Annotated in this window: 1 protein-coding gene (cut by a window edge); it reads right to left on the reverse strand. The window is 71.8% G+C overall.

Translation table 11 applies throughout. The features are described 5' to 3' along the window. Positions 1-25,053: the 5' portion of a non-ribosomal peptide synthase/polyketide synthase gene (locus IU476_RS14730; RefSeq protein WP_195100451.1), read on the reverse strand. It extends 26,931 nt beyond the left edge of the window; the window shows 25,053 of its 51,984 coding nt (coding positions 1-25,053); its start codon is at positions 25,051-25,053; its stop codon lies off the left edge, out of view. Between the last annotated feature and the right edge of the window lie 271 nt (positions 25,054-25,324).

Here is a 25,324-nt window from a genome sequence, read left to right on the forward strand (position 1 = left end):
GATGTCCTCGGTGCGCACCGTCTGCAGCAGGTCGCTGAAGGTGGTGGCGCCGTCGATCTCGGTGCGCAGCACCAGGGTGTTGACGAACATGCCGATCATGTCGTCGAGCGCGCGCTCGCCGCGGCCCGCGACCGGGGTGCCGATCGCGATGTCGGACTCACCGCTCAGCCGCGACAGCAGCACCGCCAGCGCGGCGTGCACGACCATGAACAGCGTGCCGCCCCGGCTGCGCGCGAATTCGGCCAGGTTGGCCTGGATCTCGGCGTCGATGTCGAAGGTGTGCACCGCGCCCCGCCCGGAGGCGACCGCCGGACGCGGCCGGTCGGAGGGCAGGTCCAGCTGCTCGGGCACGCCGCGCAGGGCCTCGGTCCAGAACGAGATCTGCTGGGAGATCACCGATTCCGGGTCGTCCTCGGAGCCCAGCACGTCGCGCTGCCACAGCGCGAAGTCGGCGTACTGCACCTCGAGCGGCTGCCAGGCGGGCTCGCCGCCGTCGACGCGGGCGCTGTAGGCGGTCATCACGTCCCGCGCGAACGGGCCCATGGAGAAGCCGTCCGCGGAGATGTGGTGCACCACGATCGCGAGCACGTGCTCGGTCGGGCTCACCTCGAACAGCCCGGCCCGGAACGGCACCTCGGTGGTGACGTCGAAGCCGGTCAGCAGCAGCTCCGAAAGCCGCAGCGGCAGTTCGTTCTCCGTGACATCGATCGGCGTCAGGTCCGGGATCACCCGGCCGGTCGGCACGACCTCCTGGAACGCCTCGCCGTCGATCTCCGGGTACTGGGTGCGCAGCGACTCGTGCCGCGCCAGCACGTCGGCGACCGCGATCTGCAGGGCCTGCCGGTCGAGCAGGCCGGACAGCCGCACCACCACCGGGATGTTGTCCACGGCCGAGCCGGGATCGAAGCGGTTGAGGAACCACATGCGCTGCTGCGCCAACGACAGCGGCAGCCGTTCCGGCCGCGGCTGCGCGGTCAGCGGCTTGCGCAGACCGGTGCCCGACGGCGACTCGGCGCGCGCCGCCAGCGCGGCGACGGTGGACGCCTCGAAGATCTCGCGCACACCCAGCTGGGTGTTCAGCGCCGACGACAGCCGCGCCGCCACCTGGGTGGCGATCAGCGAGTTGCCGCCCAGGGCGAAGAAGTCGTCGTCCAGGCCGACCCGCTCCAGGCCCAGCACCTCGGCGAAGGTGCCGGCCACGATCTCCTCGACCGGCGTGGTCGGCGCGCGGAAGGTGGCCGCCTCGAACACCGGCGCGGGCAGCGCGCGGCGGTCCAGCTTGCCGGAGGCGTTGAGCGGCAGCGCGTCGAGCACGAGCACCACCGAGGGCACCATGTAGGCCGGCAGCCGCTGGCCCAGTTCCTCGCGCACGGTCTCGACGTCGACCGAAAGGCCCGCCGCCGCAACGACGTACGCCACCAGCTGGTCGCCGGTGTGCTGATCGTTGCGCACCACCACGACCGACTGCGCGACCTCGTCCAGCGCGGTCAGCGCGGCCTCGATCTCGCCCAGTTCCAGGCGCTGGCCGCGCAGCTTCACCTGGAAGTCGGTGCGGCCCAGGTACTGCAGCTCGCCGTCGGCGTTCCACATCACCAGGTCGCCGGTGCGGTACATGCGAGAACCGCTGGGGCCGTACGGGTTCGCGACGAAGCGGTCCGAGGTCAGGTCCGTGCGGGCCACGTAGCCGCGGGCCAGCTGGTCGCCCGCGAGATACAGCTCACCCGCGATACCCACCGGAACGGGCCGCAGCCGCGCGTCGAGCGCGTAGACGCGGGTGTTGAACACCGGGCGGCCGATCGGCACCGACTCGACGTCGGCGTCGACCACTTCGTGATAGGTGACGTCGACGGCCGCCTCGGTCGGGCCGTACAGGTTGTGCACCGCGGTCCCGGTCAGCTCGCGCAGCCGGTGCGCCGAGCGCGGCGTCAGGGCCTCGCCCGAGGCGAACACCAGGCGCAGGCCCAGGTTCTCGACGACCGGCGCGCCGTCGTCCCGGCGGTCGTGCCGCGCGGCCTCCAGGTGGGCGACGAAGACCGTGAGCATGGACGGCACGAAGTGCGTCACCGTCACACCCTCGGCGGCGATCAGCTCCGCCAGGTACGCCGGGTCGCGATGGCCGTCGGGCCGCGCGACCACCAGCCGCGCGCCGATCTGCAAGGGCCAGAAGAACTCCCACACCGACACGTCGAAGGTGGCCGGGGTCTTCTGCAGCACCACGTCGGCCACGGTGAGCCCGTACTCCGACTGCATCCACACCAGGCGGTTCACGATCGCCGCGTGGCTCACCGCCACACCCTTCGGGCGGCCGGTCGAACCGGAGGTGAAGATGACGTAGGCGGTGTTCGCCGGACGCAGCGGGGCCCGCCGGTCCGCGTCGGCCAGGGGCGCGGCCGAGTACCCGGACAGGTCGAGCAGGTCGATGCGCACCTGCGCGGTGTCGGTGACCAGGTCCTCGCCGGAGGTGAGCACGCAGACCGGGTCCGCGGTGGCGAGGATGTACTGGGTGCGCTCGGCCGGGTGGTCCGGGTCCAGCGGCACGTAGGCGCCGCCGGCCAGGGTCACCGCGTACATGCCGACCACCAGATCGGCGGAGCGCCGCATGCCCAGCGCCACCAGGGTCTCCGGGCCGACCCCGCGCTCGATCAGCCAGCGCGCCAACTTGTGTGCGCGCGTGGCGAACTCGGCGTAGGACAGAGTTGTCCCCTCGAACGTCACCGCGGGCGCGTCGGGGGTGCGTTCGGCCTGCTCGGCGAACATCGCGGGCAGGGTCGCGCTCGGCACCGCGGTCGCCGACAGCGCGGCGTCGAGGTCGAAATCGGTGGCGTTCCACCCCGATACGATCCGCTCGCGCTCGGCGGTCCCGAGCAGTTCGATGCCGCCGACCGGAGCGTCGGGGTCCGCGGTGATCGCGGTGAGCACCCGCACCAGCCGGTCGGCGATGCGGCGCACCGTGCCCTCGTCGAACAGGTCGCGCAGGTAGCCCGCGCGGATGCGCAGCTGCGAGTCGAGCTGGACGATCAGCGTCAGCGGGTAGTGCGTGGCGTCGGTGGCGTCCAGTCCGGTGACCGCCATGCCGTCGATGTCGGCGGCCTGGCGCTGGATGCCCTCGGCGTCCACGGGGTAGGACTCGAACACCACCAGGGTGTCGAACAGTCCGCCGACGCCCGCGGCGGCCTGGATCTCCGCGAGACCCACGTAGTGGTGGTCCAGCAGGTCCGCCTGCTGACCCTGGGTGCGCACCAGCAGCTCTCGCGCCGATTCCGACTCGTCGAAGCGCACCCGCACCGGCACCGTGTTGATGAACAGGCCGACCATGGACTCCACGCCGGACAGCTGCGGCGGGCGCCCGGACACCGTGGTGCCGAACAGCACGTCGTAGCGACCGGTCCAGCGGCCCAGCAGGATTCCCCACGCCGACTGCAGCACGGTGTTCGCGGTGACGCCGAGTTCGGCGGCCAGCGCGGTGAGCCGGGCGGTGGTCGCCTCGTCGAGTTCGAAGAGGTATTCACCCGACAGCGCGGTGATCTCGCGCCCGGCGTCCGCCCGGGTCAGCAGGGTCGGCTCGGACACGCCCGCCAGGGCGTTCGCCCACGCCGCGACCGAGGCCGCATGATCCTGCTGCGCGATCCATTCCAGGAAGTGCCGGTAGGACCGCACGGCCGGCAGCGCGGCGGTGTCGGTGCGGGTGGCGTAGAGCACCAGCAGATCCCGCATCAGCAGCGGCATCGACCAGCCGTCGAGCAGGATGTGGTGGTTGGAGACCGCGAGCTGCCAGCGGTCGGCGGCCACCTGGATCAGGGTGAACCGGATCAGCGGCGGCTCGGTGAGATCGAACCGGTTCATCCGGTCGGCCTCGACCAGGTCGCTCGCGTCGCCGGTGGCCCGGCGGTCGAATTCCGCCCACGCCACGTCGACGTTGTCGAGCACCAGCTGCACCGGGTTGCCCTCGGCGTCGGTGACGAACGCGGTGCGCAGGTTCTCGTAGCGGTCGACGAGAGCCTGTGCGGCCGAACGCAACCGGGCCGCGTCCAGCCGCCCGGTCAGGGTGAGCACCGCCTGCGCGGTGTAAACGTCGACCGACGCGGCGGCCAGCTGCGCGTGGAACTGCAGGCCCGCCTGCAGCGGCGACAGCGGCCACACCTCGCGCAGCGCGGGGAAACGCTGTTCCCAGCCGTCGATGTCGCGCTGCCCGACCCGCACCAGCGGGAAGTCCGACGGGGTGTGCCCGCCGGCCTCGGCCGAATCGGCATGGCGCGCCACGGCTTCCAGCGCCGCGACCCACAGCCGGCCGAACTCGGCGACCTCGTCCTCGCGCAACAGCGTTGTCGGGTAACCGATATTGGCCGACAGCTGGTCGCCGACCACGATGGCGTTGATGTCCAGCGGGGCCATCACGGGCATGTCGGCGTCGTAGCCGCCGCCCAGCGCGCCGAGTTCGGACGCCGGGATCCAGCCGAACCCGCGCATCGCCTCGGGCACCGCGCCCTCGGAGACCCGGCCCAGGTAGTTGAAGCTGATCTGCCCCGGCAGCTGCTCGGGCAACTCGGCGGCGGTCTCGGGGTTCAGGTAGCGCAGCAGGCCGTAGCCGAGGCCCTTGTCCGGGACCGCGAGCAGCTGCTCCTTGATCGCCTTGACGGCCGGGCCCATGGCCGGTCCGCCGGTGAGCGCCGCGTCGATGTCGATGTCGGACAGGTCGAAACGCACGGGGAAGATCGCGGTGAACCAGCCGACGGTGCGGGACAGGTCCGCGCCGGGCACGACGTCCTCTTCGCGCCCGTGGCCCTCCAGCCGCACGAGCACCGATTCCCCGTCGTTCCCGGCGGTGTTCGCGCCCGCGAGCCGGGCGGCCCGCCACTTGGCCACGGCCAGCGCCAGCGCCGTCACCAGGCCGTCGTTGACGCCGCCGTGGAACAGCTCCGGCACGGTGGTCAGCAGGGCGCGGGTGGTCTCGGCCGACACCTCGACGCGGTGCCGCTCGAGCACGCCGGAGACGTCGACCGTCGGGTCCAGCGGCCGCTCGGTGAGCAGCGGGTCGGGGCCCTCCACGACCTCGCGCCACCGGTCCAGCTCGGCGCCGCGCTCGGCCGCCTGCCGCTCCAGCGCGTGCGCCCAGGTGCGCATGCTGGTCGCGGGCGCGGCCAGTTCCGGGGTCTGCCCGGACGACAGCTGTCCCCAGGCCGCCACGAAGTCCGGCACCAGGATGCGCCAGGACACACCGTCGATGACCAGGTGGTGGGCGATGACGATCAGGCGGCCGGACCGCTGCGCGGTGTTCGGCTCCAGCCACACGAACCGGATCACCACGCCCGCTTCGGGATCGAGCCGATCCAGCGCGGAATCCAGTGCCGCGGAGGCGATCTCGAACAGCTCCGCGTCGTCGGCGGCCGCGTCGAACTCGACCCGCTCGATCAGCGCGTCGACGTCGACGGTGCCGGGCGCGGCGGTCTCCACGATCCACTCCGCGCCCGCGTGCCGGCGCAGCCGCGCCCGCAGCATGTCGTGGCGGTCGATGACCGCGGCGACGGTGGAGGCGATGCCGGACCGGTCGATGCCGACCGGAAGTTCCAGCGCCAGGGTCTGATTGAAGCGGCCGAACGAGCCCGGGCGCTCCACCATGAACCGCACCACCGGCGTGAGCGGCATGGTGCCGACGCCGCCGCCGGGCAGCTCCGCCAGCACCGGCTTGGCATCGCCCTGCGCGCTGCCGGTTTCCGCGACGCTCGCCAGCCCGGCGACGGTGCGTTGCTCGAACACGTCGCGCGGCGTGAAAATGACGCCGCGCGCCTTGGCGCGCGAGACCAGCTGGATCGAGACGATGCTGTCGCCGCCGAGGGCGAAGAACGAGTCGTCCACGCCGACCCGCTGGGTGCCCAGCACCTCGGCGAAGACCTCGGCGATGGTCTGCTCCAGCGGCGTGCGGGGGGCCCGGAACTCGGCCTCGGTCTCGAAGACCGGCTCCGGCAGCGCGCGCCGGTCCAGCTTGCCGACCGGGGTCAGCGGGATGCTGTCGAGCACCATGATCGACGAGGGCACCATGTAGGTCGGCACCCGCTCCTCGAGGTGCGCCTTCAGCTCGGCGGTGTCGATCGAACGGCCCTGCGCCGCAACGACGTACGACACCAGCACCACCGCACCGGCGACATTCCTGTGGCCGATGGTGGTGGCGAAGTCGACGGCCTCGTGCGCGGTCAGCGCGGTGTCGATCTCGCCCAGCTCGATGCGGAAACCGCGCACCTTGACCTGGAAGTCGGAGCGGCCGACGTATTCCAGGCGGTATTCGGTGTGCCCGGCCGGACGCGGTCGCGAGGTCCAGCGGACCACGTCACCGGTGCGGTACATGCGCTCGCCCGGCACGAACGGATTCGCGACGAAACGGTCGGCGGTCAGCGCCGCCCGCGCGTGGTAACCGCGGGTGACCTGGATACCGGCGACGTACAGCTCACCGGCGACGCCGTCGGGCACCGGCTGCAACCGGTTGTCCAGCACCAGCGAGGTGATGCCGCGGTTGGGGCCGCCCATGGTGAGCGCGTCGCCCGGCAGCAGCGGCTCGCCGATGTTGACCACGATCGTGGTCTCGGTCGGGCCGTAGATGTTGTGGAAGGCGCGCACGGTGCCGGTCTCGCCGAGCGGCACGGCCCACTTCGCCAGCAGCTCCGGCGAATACGCCTCGCCGCCGACCGCCAGCACCCGCAGGCTGTCCAGGTTGTGCGGCTCCAGCGTCGCCAGCGCGGCCGGGGTGATGAACAGGTGGGTGACCTGCTCCTGCCGGATCAGCTGGTAGAGCTCCTCGCCGCCGAACACGCCCGTCGGGACGATCACCAGCGCGCCGCCCGGACCCACCGCGAGCAGCAGCTCCATGATCGAGGCGTCGAAGCTCGGCGAGGAGAAATGCAGTGTGCGCGAATCGGAGTCGAGTTCGTAGCGCGCCACCTGCTCGGCGCTGAAGTTGGCCAGGCCGGCGTGCGGCACCACGACGCCCTTGGGCACGCCCGTGGAACCCGAGGTGTAGATGACGTAGGCCAGGTTGTGCGGGCGCAGCGGCCGCACGCGGTCGACGTCGGTCACGGCCCCGGCGTCGAAGGCGTCGAGATCCAGGTCCTCGAGCACCAGCCACTGCACCGAGTCCGGCAGCTGGTCGCGCACGGCGGCCACGGTGAGGCCGACCGGCGAGCCCGAGTCGGTGAGCATGTGCTCGATGCGGTCGGACGGGTAGGTGGGGTCGATCGGCAGGAACGCCGCGCCCGACTTGGTCACCGCCCACTCGCAGAAGTACGAGTCGGTGGACCGCGGCACCGCGATGGCCACCAGGTCCTCGGTGCCGATGCCGCGCTCGATCAGCAAGCGCGCCAGGCGGTTCGAGCGCTGGTCGAGTTCGCCGTAGGACAGCCGGGTCCCCTGGAACACGACCGCGGTCGCCGACGGGTCGCGCGAGACCGCGGCGGCCAGCAGGTCCGGCAGCGTGCCGGCCGGGACCGCCGGGCCGCCGGTGCGGGCCACCACGTCGGCCCGCTCGGTGGCGTCCAGGATGTCGATGGCCCCGACGGCGATCTCCGGCTCGGCGGCGATGGCCGCCAGCACCCGCTGCCAGCGAGTCACGATGGCGTCGGCGGTCGACTCGTCGAACAGCTCGGTGGCGTAGGTCAGCGCCAGCGCCATGCCGCCCTGCGCGGTCTGCTCCGACAGCGTGAACTGCAGGTCGAACCGGGCGATGTTCTCCTCGAGATCCAGCGCGGAGACCGTCAGACCGGGCAGGTCCAGGGTCGGCCGCTCCATGTTCTGGAACGACAGCGCCACCTGGAACAGCGGGTTGCGGGCCTGCGAGCGCTCGGGCGCGAGCAGATCCACCAGTCGCTCGAAGGGCACGTCGGCGTTGCCGAAGGCCTCCAGGTCGGTGTGGCGGACCCGGTCCAGCAGCGCGGTGAACGGCTCGGCCGCCTCGATCCCGGTGCGCAGCACCAGGGTGTTGACGAACATGCCGACCAGGTCGTCGAGCGCGGCCTCGCCGCGGCCCGCGATCGGGGTGCCGACCGCGATGTCGTCGCCGCCGGACAGCCGCGCCAGCAGTACCGCCAGCGCGCCGTGCAACACCATGAACAGCGACGAGCCACGCTGCCGCGCAACGTCTTCCAGCGCGGACACCAGCTCCGGGGAAAGCGTGCGGTGCAGCGTCGCGCCGCGGTGCGAGGCGACGGCGGGGCGCGGGCGGTCGGCGGGCAGGGCCAGCTCGTCCGGGATGCCCTCGAGCGCGCGCCGCCAGTAGTCGACCTGGCCGGCGAGCAGCGACTGCGGGTCGTCCTCGGACCCGAGCACCTCGCGCTGCCACATGGCGAAGTCGGCGTACTGCACGGGCAGCGGCGCCCAGCCGGGCGCGGTGCCCTGGGTGCGCGCGGTGTAGGCGGTGAGCACGTCGCGGGCCAGCGGGCCCATCGAGAAGCCGTCGGCCGCGATGTGGTGCACGACCACCACGAGGACGTGCTCCTCGACGCCGTCGGTGTCCACCCGGAACAGGCGCGCCCGCAGCGGCACCTCCTCCGCGACGTCGAAGCCGTCCGAGGCGAATTCGGCGGCGGCCCTGGCGAGTTCACTCTCCGCGATCGGGTACGCCAGCAGGTCCAGCGCGATCTGCTCGGCCGGGACGGTGACCTGCGTCGCGGCGCCGCCCTGCTCCGGGTAGCGGGTGCGCAGCGACTCGTGCCGCCGCACCACGTCGAAGATCGCCAGTTTCAGTGCGGCGGTGTCGAGTTCACCGGTGAGCCGGATCGCCAGCGGCAGGTTGTAGGCCGAGGACGAGGTGTCGTACTGGTTGAGGAACCACATCCGCTGCTGCGCGAACGACAGCGGCACCGGCTGTGTCGCCGACCGCTCGCGCGCCACCAGGCGCGGCCGGGCCTCGTCACCGGTGTGCGACTCCAGCCGGGCGGCCAGCGCCTCCACCGTGGGCGCCTCGAACAGCGCGCGCACGGCGACGGAGATGCCCAGTTCCGCGCCGATCCGGGACACCACGCGGGTGGCGATCAGCGAGTTGCCGCCCAGGGCGAAGAAGTCGTCGTCCAGGCCGACCCGGGCGAGCTCGAGCACCTGTGCGAAGACCGCGGCCACGGTCTCTTGCACCGGGGTCTCCGGGGCGCGGAAGGCGCGGGTCTGCGCCGCCGGTGCGGGCAGCGCGCGACGGTCCAGCTTTCCGTTGACCGTCAACGGGATTCGGTCCAGCAGCACGAAGGCCGACGGCACCATGTAGGCGGGCAGCTCGGCGGCCGCGCCGTCGCGGACGGCGTCGACCACCGGCGCGGTGTCGCGCTCGGGCACCAGGTAGGCGACGATGCGCTGATCGCCGGGCTGGTCCTCGCGGACGATCACCGCGGCCTGCGCGACGCCCGGCTGGGCCAGCACCGCTGCCTCGATCTCGCCGAGTTCGATGCGGAAGCCGCGCACCTTCACCTGGTCGTCGGCGCGGCCCAGGTACTCCAGCTCGCCGCGGCGGTTCCAGCGCGCCACGTCGCCGGTGCGGTACAGCCGCGACCCGGTGCCGGCGGCGGCGAAGGGGTCGGCGACGAACCGGGTGGCGGTCAGGTCGGCACGCCCGAGGTAGCCGCGCGAGAGCTGCGGCCCGGCGACGTACATCTCCCCCGCCACCCCGACGGGCACCGGCCGCAGCCGGTTGTCGAGCACGTGGACGCGCAGCCCGGCGATGGCCCGGCCGACCACGCTGCCGGTGGCGGCGGCGATGGTGGCCGCGTCCAGCGCGCGGTACGACACGTGCACCGTGGTCTCGGTGATGCCGTACATGTTGACCAGTCGCGGCACCGAATCACCGTGGCGGGCAACCCAATCCGCGAGGCGGCGCAGCTCCAGCGCCTCGCCGCCGAACACCACGTAGCGCAGCGACAGCGGCCGCACCGGCGAGCCCGGGTGGTAGGACTGCTGCTCGGCCAGTTCGGCGGCGGCCAGCTGGTAGAACGCCGACGGCGTCTGGTTGAGCACCGTGACCCGTTCGCGGCGCAGCAGCTCCAGGAACTGCTCCGGCGAGCGCGAGGTGTAGTAGTCGACGACCACGAGGGTGCCGCCGAACAGCAGCGGGCCCCACAGCTCCCACACCGAGAAGTCGAAGGCGTAGGAGTGGAACATGGTCCACACGTCGCCGGGACCGAACCCGAATTCGCGATCGGTGTTGGCGAACAGCCGCACCACGTTCCGGTGCTCGACCGCGACACCCTTCGGGCGGCCGGTGGAGCCGGAGGTGTAGATCACGTAGGCGACGTTCTCGGGCGACAGCGGCGCGATCCGGTCGGCGTCGGTGATCGGGCCCTCGCCCGCGTCCACGACATCGGGCACGTCCATGCCGAAGTCGTCCATCAGCACCCGCGGCAGGCCTTGCGGCAGTTCGACATCGACGGTGCTGTCGATGATGACGCTGGCGGGCGCGGAGTCCTCGAGCACGTACGCGATGCGGTCCGCGGGGTTGTTCGGGTCGACCGGGACATAGCCCGCGCCGGTCTTGATCACCGCGAGCAGCGCGACCACCAGATCGGCCGAACGCGGCAGCAGCACGGCCACCAGGGTCTCCGGGCCCGCGCCGTCCTCGATCAGCCTGCGCGCCAACTGGTTCGCGCGCTGATCCAGCGAGGCGTAGGTGACCCGGTCGTCGCCGAAGGTGACGGCCACCCGGTCCGCGTGCGCGGCCACCGCGGCGTCGAACAGATCCGACAGCGTGGCGCTCCGGTCGTCGAAACGCCCACTGTCGCCGTCGTTTCCGGACGACACCCAGCGCTGCGAGACGTCCAGCCGCTCGGCCTCGCCGAGCAGGTCGATGTCGCCCACGATCGCGGCCGGATCCTCGGCGACGCTGCGCAGGATCCGCACGAAGCGGTCGGTGAACGCCGCGATGGTCTCGGGCTCGAACAGATCGGTGGCGTAGTTCCACGACAGCGCCAGGTCGCTCCCGGCGGCCGCGGAGCCGACCGTCAGCTGGACGTCGAATTTCGCGGTGCCGGCGTCGAATTCGACCACCTCGAGGTCGAGGCCCGGCAGCGCGATGCGGGCGGCGTCCTGCTGCCCGGCGGCCTCGAAGGTCAGCGCCACCTGGAACAGCGGGTGGTGGGCCTGCGAGCGCACCGGGCTCAGCACGTCCACCAGCTGTTCGAACGGCACGTCGGCGTGCGCGAACGCGGCCAGGTCGGTGCGCCGGACCTGGTCGAGCAGGTCGGTGAACGCGGTGTCCGGGCGCACCTCGGTGCGCAGCACCAGGGTGTTGACGAACATGCCGATCAGGTCGTCGAGGGCGCGCTCGCCGCGGCCCGCGATGGGGGTGCCGATCGCGATGTCGGTGCTGCCGGCCTGCCGCGCCGCCCAGGTCGCCAGGGCCGCGTGCATGAGCATGAACAGCGTGACACCGCGCGAGCGGGCCAGCTCCACGAGCGCGGCGTGCAGCTCGGCGTCGATCGAGAACTCGTGCGTCGCACCGGAATTCGAGGCCACCTCGGGCCGCGGCCGGTCGGCGGGCAGCTCGATCTGGTCCGGCAGGTCGCGCAGTTGCTCGGTCCAGTAGGCGATCTGGCGGGCGGCCTGCGACTCCGGGTCGCCCTCGGCGCCCAGCAGTTCGCGCTGCCACAGCGCGTAGTCGGCGTACTGCACCGCGAGCGGCGTCCACTGCGGCACCTCGCCCTGCGCGCGGGCGGTGTAGGCGGCGACGATGTCGCGCAGCAGCGGCCGCAGCGAGAAGCCGTCGGCGCTGATGTGGTGGGCCACCAGGACCACCACGTGCTCGCCCGGCGCGAGGGTCAGCAGGGTGGCGCGGAACGGCAGGTCGCGGGTGACGTCGAAGAAGACGCCCGCGAGCGCGGCCACGCGGGACGGCAGTTCGTCCGCCGTGACGGTCTCGGTGGCGAGCTCGAACGCCGCCTCGCCGACCGGCAGCACGCGCTGGTAGCCGACGCCCTCCACCTCGGGGTAGACGGTGCGCAGCGCCTCGTGCCGGGCCAGCACGTCGCGCACGGCCGCGCCGAACGCGGCCACGTCGAGGTCGCCGGAGAGCCGGACCGCGATCGGGATGTTGTTGACGGCGGTGCGGTTGTCGAACCGGTTGAGGAACCACATCCGCTGCTGCGCCGGCGACAGCGGCACCAGCTCGGGACGCGGGCGCGCGGTGAGCGGCGTCCGGCCGCCCTGTCCCGCATGCGATTCCACGCGGGCGGCGAGGGCGGCCACGGTGGAGGCCTCGAACAGCAGCCGCACCGGCACCTCGGTGTCGAGGGCCGCGCCGAGGCGGGCGGCGACCTGGGTGGCGATCAGCGAGTTGCCGCCCAGTTCGAAGAAGTCGTCGTCGAGACCGACCCGGTCCAGCCCGAGCAGCTCGCCGATGGTGTCGGCGACGGCCTGCTCGACCGGGGTGGCGGGGGCGCGGAACACCTTGGCGGCGAACGTCGGCGCGGGCAGCGCGCGGCGGTCCAACTTGCCGGAGGCGTTGAGCGGGAACTCGTCGAGCACCACGAACGCCGTCGGCACCATGTAGGTCGGCAGTTCCTGCGCCAGTTCGGTTTTCACCGTGTCGGTGGCGATCGTCGCGCCCGCGGCCGGGATCAGGTAGGCGACCAGCTGGTCGCCGGTGCGCTCGTCGCCGCGCACCACGACCACCGCCTGGGCGACGGCGTCGAGGGCGGTCAGCGCCGACTCGATCTCGCCCAGCTCGATGCGCTGGCCGCGCAGCTTCACCTGGAAGTCGGTGCGGCCCAGGTACTCCAGCTCGCCGCCGGAGGTCCACACCACCAGGTCGCCGGTGCGGTAGAGGCGTTCGCCGTCGCCGTACGGGCTCGCCACGAAACGGTCCGCGGTGAGGTCCGGCCGCGCCACGTAGCCGCGCGCCAGCTGGGCGCCCGCCAGATACAGCTCACCCGCGACACCCACCGGCACCGGGCGCAGCCGCTCGTCGAGCACATAGACCTTGGTGTTGAACACCGGCGCGCCGATCGGCACCGAGCCGGTGTCGGCGTCGGTCACCTCGTGGTAGGTGACGTCGACGGCGGCCTCGGTCGGGCCGTACAGGTTGTGCAGGCGCGCCCCGGTCAGCTCCCGCAGCCGCTGCGCGGTGGCCGCCGGCAGCGCCTCGCCGGAGGCGAAAACGTTACGGAGACCGGTGCATTCGCCGATCCGGTCGGTGCCTACGAAGATCGCGAGCATGGACGGCACGAAGTGGGTGACGGTGACGCCCTCGGCGACGATCAGGTCGGCCAGGTAGGCCGGGTCGCGGTGGCCGTCGGGCTTGGCCACCACCAGCCGGGCGCCGACCTGCAAGGGCCAGAAGAACTCCCACACCGACACGTCGAAGGTGGCCGGGGTCTTCTGCAGCACCACGTCGTCGGCGGCCAGGCCGTACTGCGCGTGCATCCACACCAGGCGGTTCACGATGGCCGCGTGGCTCACCGCCACACCCTTCGGGCGGCCGGTCGAGCCGGAGGTGAAGATCACGTACGCCGTGTTCGACGGCGAGAGCGGCGCGACCCGATCGGCGTCGGTGAGCGGGCCGTCGGCGAGGTCGTCCAGCGCCAGGGCGTCGACCTCGACCAGGCGGTCGTCGCCCGGCAGGTCGGCCGCGTCGCGCGTGGTGGTCAGCACGCGCACCGGCCGGGCCGTGTCGAGGATGTAGCGGGTGCGGTCGGCCGGGTGGTCCGGGTCCAGCGGCACGTACGCGCCGCCGGCCGCGGTCACCGCGTACATGCCGACGACCAGGTCGATCGAGCGCCGCATGCCCAGGGCGACAAGCGATTCCGGCCCCACCCCGGCCGCGATCAGCCAGCGCGCCAGCCGGTGCACCCGGGCGGCGAACTCGGCGTAGGACAGACTTGTCCCCTCGAACGTGACCGCGGTCGCCTCGGGACCGCGCGCCACCTGGGCCTCGAACAGCGAGACCAGGGTCGCGGCGGCGTCGTCGGAGACCCGCGGCAGCGCCGCGTCCAGCGGGAACTCGGTGTCGTTCCAGTAGCGCAGCACCAAGGTGTGCTCGGTGGCGTCGAGCAGTTCCAGGTCGCCGACGCGCTGGGTCGGGTCGGCGGCGACACTGCCCAGCACCCGCAGGAAACGCTGCACGAAGGTCTCGGCGAACTCCGCGTCGAAAAGGTCCGCGGCGTAGACGAGTTCGGCGTCCATCGCGGCGGCGTCGGCCGACTGCTCGGACAGCGTCAGCTGCAGGTCGAACTTCGCGGTGGGCGGGTCGACGCCGAGTTCGGACACGGTGAGGCCGGGCAGTTCCAGCGCGGTGTGGCCGAGGTTCTGGAACGTCAGCATCACCTGGAACAGCGGGTGGCGGCCCTGGGCCCGGGCGGGCTCGAGCACCTCCACCAGCCGCTCGAACGGGACACCCGCGTGCGCGAAGGCGGCCAGGTCGCGCTCGCGCGTCTGCGCCAGCAGGTCGGTGAACGCCGCGCCGCCGTCGACCTCGCTGCGCAGCACCAGCGTGTTGACGACCATGCCGACCAGGTCGTCGAGGGCCTGCTCGCCGCGCCCGGCGACCGGGGTGCCGATGGCGATGTCGGAGGTGCCGCTCAAGCGGGCCAGCAGGGCCGCGAAAGCGCTGTGCACCACCATGAACAGGGTGGTGCCGTGCCGGCGCGCGACCGCGCCGAGGGCGTCCACGAGCGTGCCGGGGACCTGGAACCGGTGCGTCCCGGCCGCGTACGCGGCGACCGCCGGCCGCGGACGGGTGGACAGGCGCAGCTCGTCGGGCAGACCGGCCAGCGAACGCCGCCAGTAGTCGAGCTGCTCGCTGAGCAGCGACCGCGGGTCGTCCTCGGAACCGAGCGTATCCCGTTGCCACAGTGCGTAATCCACGTACTGCACGGGCAGCGGCGACCAGCCGGGCACCTGCCCGGCGGTGCGCGCCAGGTAGGCCGTCATCAGGTCGCGCACCAGCGGGCGCATGGAGAAGCCGTCGGCGGCGATGTGGTGCGCCACCACGACCAGGACGCGATCGGTCGCACCGAGTTCGTAGACACGCAGGCGCACCGGCGGCGCGGCGGTGACGTCGAAACCGCGGCCGATGAATTCGCCGATGACCGGCAGCAATTCGTCGGCGGTCACCGGTACCACGTCGATGTCCGGGGTGGCCTGGGCGGACGGCAGCACCTGCTGGTAGCCGATGCCGTCGGCGGACGGGTAGACGGTGCGCAGCGATTCGTGCCGCGCCACCACGTCCGCCACCGCGCCGCGCAGCGCGTCGAGATCCAGGTCGCCGGTGAAGCGGACGGCGACCGGGATGTTGTTGGCGGCCGAACCGGTGTCGAACCGGTTCAGGAACCACATCCGCTGCTGCGCCAGCGACAGCGGCGGGCGCTCCGGGCGCGTGCGGGCCGTGAGCGGTTGCCGCACACCGGTTCCCGCGCGGGCGCCGACCCGGGCGGCCAGCCCGGCCACCGTCGGCGCCTCGAACAGCACCCGCACCCCGACCTCCGCGTCGAGCGCGGCGGCCAGCCGGGCGGTGACCTGGGTGGCGATCAGCGAGTTGCCGCCCAGGGCGAAGAAGTCGTCGTCCGCGCCGACGCGCTCGACACCGAGCAGGTCGCCGAAGATGCCCGCGACGATCTCCTCCAGCGGCGTCGCGGGAGCGCGGTAATCACGCGGGGCCAGTTCGGGTTCCGGCAGCGCCTTGCGGTCCAGCTTGCCCACCGGGGTCAGCGGGATCTCGTCGAGCACCATGACCGCGGTCGGCACCATGTAGGCCGGCAGCCGGTCGGCGACGTGCGCCGAGAGCGCCGTGACGTCCACCGCGTGCCCGGCTACCGGGCGCACGTAGGACACCAGGAAGGTGGAGCCCGCGTCGTTGGTGCGGCCGATGGTGACCGCGAAGTCCACGTCCGGGTGGGTGGTCAGGGCGGCGTCGATCTCGCCGAGTTCGATGCGGAAGCCGCGGATCTTCACCTGGAAGTCGTTGCGGCCCACGTACTCCACGACCGGGTCGCCGGCCGCGTCGCGCCGCCAGCGCACCACGTCACCGGTGCGGTACAGCCGCTCGCCGCCGGACCCGTAGGGATCGGCCACGAAGCGGTCGGCGGTCAGCGCCGGGCGGGCGTGGTAGCCGCGGGCCAGCTGGATGCCGCCCACGTACAGCTCGCCGACCACGCCCTCGGGCACCGGCCGCAGCCGCTCGTCGAGCACCAGCGCCCGCATGCCGCGCACCGGGCCGCCGATGGTCACCGGGTCGCCGGGCAGCAGCCGTCCGCTGATGTTGGTGGCGATGGTCGCCTCGGTCGGGCCGTAGGCGTTGTGCAGTCGGCGCTCGCCCGAATCACCGGGCACCACCGACCATTTCGCGACCAGGTCGGCCGACAGCGCCTCGCCGCCGGCGATGATGGCGCGCATGCCGGTCAGCGCCGCGGGGTCCAGCGAGGCCAGCACCGACGGCGTGATCAGGCCGACGGTGACCCGCTCGCGCGCGATCAGCTCGCCCAGCTCGTCGCCGCCGTAGGTGCCGGGCGGCACCACGACCAGCGTGCCCGCGGAGCCCACGGCCAGCAGCAGCTCCAGCACCGACGCATCGAACGACGGCGACGCGAACGCCAGGGCGCGCGAATCACCGTCCAGCCCATAGCGTTCCACCTGCTCGGCGCTGAAGTTCGCCAGACCGGCGTGGCTCACCACGACGCCCTTGGGCACACCGGTGGAACCGGAGGTGTAGATGACGTAGGCGGTGTGCGCCGGGCGCAGCACGGCCGTGCGATCGGCATCGGTGACCGGATCGCCGGACTGGGCGGCGATCTCGGCCGCCAGTTCCGGCGCGTCCACCGCCAGCCACTCGCCGTCGGCGATCGGCGGCAGCGCGTCCACCTCGGCGGTGAGCGTGATGCCCAGGCGCGCACCGGAATCGGTCATCATGTGGGTGATGCGGTCGGCCGGGTACGCCGGGTCGACGGGCAGGAAGGCCGCACCGGCGCGGGCCACCGCCCACACCGCGCGGACCTGCTCGATCGACCGCGGAATCGCCACGGCCACCAGCACATCCGGCCCGGCGCCGCGCGCGATGAGCGCCCGCGCCAGGCGCGCCGAGGACTCGTCGAGTTCGGCGTAGGTCAGCGAGCGGCCCTCGAACACGACCGCCTGCCGCTGCGGGTCCGCGGCCGCGGCCGCCGCCATCAGCTCCGGCAGCGTGCGCGGCGCGACGGCCGGGCCGCCGGTGCGGTGCAGCAGTTCGGCGCGCTCGGACGGCGCCAGGATCTCCAGCTCGCCGACCGGCAGCTCCGGACGCTCGGTGATCTCGTCCAGCAGCCGCATGAAGCGGGCCGCGAACTCCTGCACCGTGTCGTCGTCGAAAAGGTCGCGGGCGAAGGAGATCTCGCCCAGCATGCCGCCGTCGGAGCCCTGTCCGGCCTCCCGAAGCGTCACGGCCAGATCGAATTTCGCGGTGTCGACCTCGAAATCGACCGTGGAGACCCGCAATCCGGGCAGCTCGAAGGTGTTCTCCGGCAGGTTCTCGAACGACAGCGCCACTTGGAACAGCGGGTGCCGCGCCTGCGACCGCGCGGGGTTGAGCACCTCGACCAGCCGCTCGAACGGCACGTCGGCGTGCGCGAAGGCCTGCAGGTCGGTGTTGCGGGCCTGGGCCAGCAGCTGCGCGAAGGTCGCGGCGCCGTCCACGTCCGTGCGCAGCACGAGCGTGTTGACGAACATGCCGATCAGGTCGTCGAGCGCGGCCTCGCCGCGGCCGGCGACCGGCGTGCCGATGGCGATGTCGGAGCTGCCCGACAGGCGGGCCAGCAGCACCGCCAGCGCGCTGTGCATGACCATGAACAGCGACGCGTTGTGCCGGCGGCCGAGTTCCAGCAGCCGGGCCTGGGTCTCGGGGGCGATGACGAACGAGTGCACGCCGCCGCGGTAGGACGCCACCGCCGGGCGCGGGCGGTCCGAGGGCAGCACCAATTCGTCGGGCAGGTCGGCGAGTTCGCGCTGCCAGTACCGAATCTGGTCGGAGATCAGCGAATTCGGGTCGTCCTCCGAACCCAGCATCTCGCGCTGCCACAGCGCGTAATCGGCGTACTGCACGGGCAGCTGCACCCATGCGGGCTGCTCCCACATGGTGCGCGCGGCGTAGGCGATCATCACGTCGCGGGCCAGCGGGCCCATCGACCAGCCGTCGGCGGAGATGTGGTGCACGACCATGCCGAGCACGTACTCCGACTCGCTGATCTCGAACAGCCGGGCGTGCAGCGGCACCTCGTTGGTGACGTCGAACGCCATCGAGGCCAGCTCGATCAGGTGCGCGATCAGGTTGCCCTCGGTGACCGGGACGGGCGTCAGGTCGGGGACGATCTGCGCCGCGTCGAGCACCACCTGGACCGGCGCCGCGCCGGTCTCGGGGAATACGGTGCGCAGCGACTCGTGCCGGTCGATCACGTCGATGACCGCGACCTGCAGCGCCGCCACGTCCAGCTCGCCGGAGAGCCGGATCGCGACCGGGATGTTGTTGACCGCCGAGGCGGTGTCGTAGCGGTTGAGGAACCACATGCGCTGCTGCGCCAGCGACAGCGGCACCTGCTCGGGCCGTTCGCGCGCCACCAGCGCCTTGCGCGCGCCGTCGCCGGCGTGCGACTCCACCCGCGCCGCGAGCGCGGCAACGGTGCTGGCCTCGAACAGCATCCGGACCGGCACCCGGGTGTCCAGGGCGATGCCCAGGCGGGAGGCCACCTGGGTCGCGATCAGCGAGTTGCCGCCGAGGTCGAAGAAGTCGTCGTCCACGCCGACCCGCGCGACGCCGAGCACCTCGCCGAAGATCTGGGCGACGATCTCCTCGATCGGCGTTGTGGGAGCACGGAATTCGGAGACCGCGAACAGCGGCGCGGGCAGCGCCCGGCGGTCCAGCTTGCCGGAGGCGTTGAGCGGGAACTCCGGCAGCGCCACGATGGCCGAGGGCACCATGTACACCGGAAGCCGCTGCACCAGCGAGGCTTTCACGGCCTCGGTGTCGATCTCGGCGTCCGGCGCGGGCACCACGTAGGCCACCAGCTGGTCACCGGTCACCGTGTCGATGATGAGCACGACGGCCTGGTTGACATCCGGGTGATCGAGCAGCGCCGCCTCGATCTCCCCGAGCTCGATGCGCTGACCCCGGAACTTCACCTGGAAGTCGGTACGCCCGATGTACTCGAGGACGCCTTGAGAGTCTGCGGAGCGAAGGCTCCACCGCACCAAGTCACCCGTGCGGTACAACCGACTCCCAGGCTCCCCGAAGGGATTCGCCACGAACCGTTCCGCGGTCAGATCCGCGCGCCCCTGGTACCCCCGCGCGATCTGCGCACCCGCGAGGTACAGCTCACCGGGCACCCCCACCGGCACCGGCCGCAGGCTCTCGTCGAGCACATAGGCGTGCGCGTTCCACACCGGCCGCCCGATCGGCACCGCCGGGTAGCCGTTCTCCGCGGGCAGCGTCCACGAGGTGGCGTTGACCGTGAATTCGGTAGGCCCGTACAGGTTGTGGACGGTGGCGGTGCTGAACCGCCGGAACGCGCTCACGGTCGCCGGCGGCAGCACCTCGCCGCCGACGAAGACCGCCCGCAGCGACAGGCACTCCTCCGCCGAGGCACTGGAGGCGAACACCGGCAGCAGCGAGGGCACGAACGAGGTGTGCGTGACCCGGTGCCGCGCAATGACTTCCGAGAGATACATCGGATCGCGATGGCCGTCCGGCACCGCGACGATCACCTTCGCGCCGACGGCGAGGGTGGCGAACAGCTCCCACAGCGACGCGTCGAAGGTGAACGGCGTCTTGTGCAGCGCGACATGGGTCTCGTCGAGCCCGAATTCGGCGATCTTCCAAGAGATCTGGTTCGTCATCGCGGCGTGCGACACCGCGACGCCCTTGGGGCGGCCGGTCGATCCGGAGGTGTAGAGCACGTACGCGACGTGCTCCGGGCGCAGCGGGCGCAACCGGTCCGCGGCGGTGACCGGCGCGGCGTCGTATCCGCTCAGGTCGAGCGTGTCGAGGTGGATGACGTCGCACTCGTCGGCGGTGACGTCGTCGCGCGTGGTGGTGAGCAGCACCACCGGCTTCGAGCTGTCGAGCACGTACTCGGTGCGCTCGGCGGGATGGTCGGGGTCGATCGGCACATAGCCGCCGCCGGCCGCCAGCACGGCGTACACCGCGACGAACATGTCGACCGAGCGCCGCATGCCGACGGCGACCAGCGACTCGGGACCGACGCCCGCGTCGATCAGCTTGCGCGCCAAGCGATTCACGCGCTCGTCGAATTCGGCGTAGGTCAGTTCCCGGACCGGGCCGAACTCGTCCTCGCGGTCGCTGGGGTCGAACAGCAGCGCCGTGGCGTGCGGCCGCAGCCGCACCTGCCGCGCGAACAGATCCAGCACCGTGGCCGGCGCTTCGCCTGCGACAGCGGGCAATTCGTGGTCGGTGCGGTTCCAGTCGGTGAGCACGGTCCGCCGCTCGGCGGCGTCGAGGATCTCGATGTCGCGCACCCGGGTGTCGGGCGCGGCGACGGCCGCGGTCAGCACGCGCAGGTAGCGCTGCACGAACTCGGCGACGGTGGACTCGTCGAACAGGTCGGTGGCGTAGGACACCACCGCCGACACCCCGGCGGGCACGCCGTCGCCGGCGCGCTGCTCGGTCAGCGTCCAGACCAGGTCGAACTTGGCGATGTCGACGTCGAGTTCCTCGGCCGACACCGTCAGCCCCGCCATCTCCATGGTGGCGTGCGACAGCTCCTGGAACGACAGCATCACCTGGAACAGCGGGTGCCGCGCCTGCGAGCGGGTCGGGTTGAGGATTTCCACCAAACGCTCGAACGGCACGTTGGCGTTGGCGAAGGCGGCCAGGTCGGTGTCGCGGGTGCGGCCGAGCAGTTCGGTGAAGCGCTCGGCGCCGTCCACCTCGGTGCGCAGCACCAGGGTGTTGACGAACATGCCGATCAGGTCGTCGAGCGCCTGCTCGCCGCGCCCGGCGACCGGGCTGCCGATCGCGATGTCGGTGGTGCCCGACAGCCGCGACAGCAGCACCGCCAGCGCCGAGTGCAGCACCATGAACAGCGAAACGCCTTGCGCGCGAGCCAATCCGGTCAGCTGCGCGTGCAGCTCCGGATCGATGTCGAAGGTGACCCGGCTGCCGCGGAAGCTCTGCAGCGGCGGGCGCGGGCGGTCGGTCGGCAGGTCCAGCTGGTCGGGCAGGCCCGCCAGCGTCGAGTGCCAGTGCGAGATCTCCCGGGAGGCAATGGAATCCGGGTCGGTCTCGGCGCCCAGCAGTTCGCGCTGCCACAGGCTGAAGTCGGCGTACTGCACCGGCAGCGGCGCCCACGCGGGCGCCTGTCCGGTGGCGCGCGCCAGGTACGCGGCGGCCACGTCGCGGGCCAGCGGACCGAACGAGAAGCCGTCCGCGGCAATGTGATGCACCACGATGGCGACCGCGTAGTCGCCCTCGTGCGCGCCGCCGGACACCTGGTGCACCCGCACCCGGATGGGCAGTTCGCGGGAGACGTCGAAGCCGGTGGAGGCGAATTCGGCCAGCACGCCGGGCAGTTCGGCCTCGGGCGTCGAACGCACCTCGATGCCGAGGTCCACCTGCTCGACCGGCACCACCAGCTGGTAGCCGCCGTCCTCGGATTCGGGGAAGATCGTGCGCAGCGACTCCTGGCGGGCGATCACGTCCAGCAGTGCCGCCTGCAACGCGTCCAGGTCGACCTCGCCGCGCAACCGCACCACGAACGGCAGGTTGTAGGTCGGCACGGTCGGGTCGAACTGGTTGATGAACCACATCCGCTGCTGGGCCAGCGACAGCGGCACCCGCTCGGGGCGCGGCTGGGCGACCAGCGGCGGACGGGAAACGCTTGCGGGCGTGGCGGATTCGACCCGCACCGCGAGCGCGGAGACGGTCGGGGTCTCGAACAGCGCGCGCACGCCCAGCTGGATGCCGAACGCCGCGGAGATCCGGGCCACCACCTGCGTGGCGACCAGCGAGTTGCCGCCGAGGTCGAAGAAGTTGTCGTCGATGCCGACGCGCTCGTGCCCCAGCACGTCGCCGAAGACACCCGCGACGATCTCCTCGACCTGATTGCGCGGCGCCCGGTAGCCCGCGGCGTCGGCGCTGAACACCGGCTCCGGCAGCGCCTTGCGGTCCAGCTTGCCGGAGGTGTTGAGCGGCAGCGCGTCGAGCACCATGATCGACGCGGGCACCATGTAGGCCGGCAGCTTCTCCGCGACGAACCGGGTCAGCTCCGCGGGATCGGCCGAATGCCCCGGAGCGGCAACGACATACGCGACCAGCTGCTGCCCGGTGGCGGTGTCCGCCACCAGCACCACGGCCTGCCCGACCGCGGGATGCGCCAGCAGATCGGTCTCGATCTCCCCGAGCTCGATGCGCTGCCCACGGAACTTGACCTGAAAGTCGGTACGCCCGATGTATTCGAGGACGCCGCGAGCACCCTCTTCCCCTGCCCGTGCCCCCTCTTCCCCTGCCTGAGCGGAGCGAAGGCTCCACCGCACCAAGTCACCCGTGCGGTACAACCGACTCCCCGGCTCCCCGAAGGGATTGGCCACGAACCGATCCGAGGTCAGATCGGGACGCCCGAGGTACCCGCGTGCCAGCTGACGCCCCGCCAGATACAACTCACCCGGCGCACCGATCGCGGCCGGACGCAGCCGCGAATCCAGCACGTACGCTTCGACATTCCATTCGGGCACACCGATCGGCACCGTGCCGGTGTCGGCTTCGGTGGCCTCCCAGTAGGTCACCGACACCGCGGCCTCGGTGGGCCCGTACAGGTTGTGCAGCCCGGCCGAGCTGATCGCGCGCAGGCCCGCGGCGGTCTCCGGCGGCAGCGCCTCGCCGATGACGAAAACCGCACGCAGCGAAGCGATCTGGTCGGGAGTGGCGTGCGCGACGAACACCGTCAGCATGGACGGCACGAAGTCGGTCACGGTCACGCCGTGGCGGGCGATGGTCTCGGCGACGTAGGCCGGGTCGCGGTGCCCGTCCGGGGTCGCGATCACCAGCTTCGCGCCGACCAGCAGCGGCAGGAAGTAGCCCCACAGCGACACGTCGAAGGTGGTCGCGGTCTTCTGCAGATAGACGTCGGCATCGGTCAGCCGGTACTCGTCGAGCATCCACAGCTGCTGGTTGACGATGGCGGAGTGGGTGACCGCCACGCCCTTGGGCCGACCGGTGGAACCGGAGGTGTAGATGACGTAGGCGGTGTTGCCCGGCAGCAGCGGCGCGACGCGGTCGGCGTCGGTGAGCGGCGCGTCGGAGTACGCGGAGACGTCGAGGGTGTCGATCTCCACCCGGCGCACCGTCTCCGGCAGCTCCACCTCGTCGCGGGAGACGGTGAGAACGCAGACGGGAGCGGCGGATTCGAGGATGTAGGCGGTGCGCTCGGCCGGGTGGTCGGGGTCGATCGGCACGTACGCGCCGCCGGCCTTGAGCACCGCGTGCATGCCGATCACGAGCTCGAGCGAGCGCCGCATTCCCAGCGCCACAAGCGATTCCGGGCCGACGCCGTCGGCGATCAAGGCCCGCGCCAGCCGGTTGACCCGCGCGCCGAATTCGGCGTAGGTCAGCGTCTCGCCCTCGAAGTCGAGCGCGACGGCGTCGGGGTGGGCCGCGACGGCGTCGTCCAGCAGCGGCGGCAGGGTGGTGTCGGGCACCTCGTGGTCGGAGTCGTTCCACGCCGCGAGGGTGCGGTCCAGCTCCGATTCGGTGGTGATGGGCAGTTCCCACAGCACCTGCTCGGCCTCGGCCGCCAGGAACCGGTCGAAGAACTCCAGGAACCGCGAATGATGCCGGTGCGCTTCGTCTTCGGTGTACAGGTTCGGGTTGGTCTCGAAGTCGATGTGGGAGACGGTCCCGCCCATCGACTGGTAGAAATTGACACCCAGGTCTTCGATGGAGCCGGTCGACAGCACGTGCATGTGCCCGACCACCGGCCCCAGGTGCACCTCGTCCTGGAACAACATGATGTTGACCCAGGGGCCGAAGAACTCCTTGGTGACGGCCGCGCCGCCCGCGCTGTCGCGCCGGATGTCCTCGTGCCGGTAGCGCTGGTGGCGCAGGGCGCCCGAGACCTCGACCGTCACCGACTTGAGCAGGTCCGCCACGGTGGTCCGGTAACCGACCGGCAACCGCAGCGGCACGATGTTGGACGAGACGCCGCCCGAGCGCCGCATCACCGCGGTCGTGCGCGCGGTCACCGGCAGGCTCAGGATCACTTCCTCGCTGCCGGTCCACTGCGCCAGGTACGCGGCGAAGCCCGCGATCAGCAGCGCCGCCGGGGTCGAGTCGTGCCGGCGCACGGCCGCGTCCAGCAGGCTGGTCTGCTCCGCGGTCAGCGCCGCGCTCGCCACGCCGTTGAGGGGCGCGGGGGCCGCCGAGCGGCCGACCAGGCTCGAGCCTTCCTCGAGGCCCGCGACACGCTGCGCCCAGTGCTCGCGGTCGGCCTGGAAGCGGGTGCTCTCGCGGTACTCGAACTCGGCACGGACCAGCTCACGCAGCTTGGTCGGCTTGTACGGCTTGGGCTCGACGCCCTCGAGGTAGGCCGTGTACAGCTCGCACGCGCGGTTGAGGTAGTTCATGGCGCTGAAGCCGTCGAGCACGATGTGGTGCGCCCGCAGGTACCAGAACCAGTGGTCGTCGCCGAGCTGCAGGACGGCCAGCCGGATCAGGCGGTCGGTCAGCAGGTTCAGCGGACGGCTGTATTCGGCGCGCATCCACTCGTGCGCGGCCGCCTCGGGGTCCTCGGCGTCACGAAGATCGAGGTAGACGATCTCGTCCCGGTCGGGGATGGTCGGGTCGATGTACTGCATCGGCTCGCCGTCGCGCTCGGCCAGGCACATGAAGCCCGAGTCGAGTTCCTCGGAGGAGTCGATGCACGCCCGGCGCAGGATGGCACGATCCAGATCGCCCCGCAGATCGACGTACTGGGCGATGTTGATCGGCACCTGCGGATCCAGGGCCTGGGCGTACCAGATCCCGAGCTGCGCCGGCGAGAGCGGGAAGAGTTCCTCCCCCGAAACCGGCGTGGGCGTCACCTCGCTGCCAGCTTCGCCGTTTCCGCCGAAATCCAGCCGGTCCAACCCTAAACCTCACTTCCGGAACACCGTGCAGCGCTCCTCGATGGCACACCGACGCCGACGCTCACCTGTCCCAGCGTGACGTCCGACGGTCGGGGCTCACTTCGAATCTCAATCAGACAAAAATGTTCATTGGACGTATCCGTTGGCCGGCCCGATCTTGTTACATGGGCCTGACCACACCCACCGGACTCGGATCGCCCACTCGCTGAACCTCACTGCTGACCACCGAACCAATCTACCGCCCACTCGGGCCGACTGACCAAAAAGGTTC

This window comes from Nocardia blacklockiae, from assembly GCF_015477355.1.
GTDB lineage: Bacteria > Actinomycetota > Actinomycetes > Mycobacteriales > Mycobacteriaceae > Nocardia > Nocardia blacklockiae.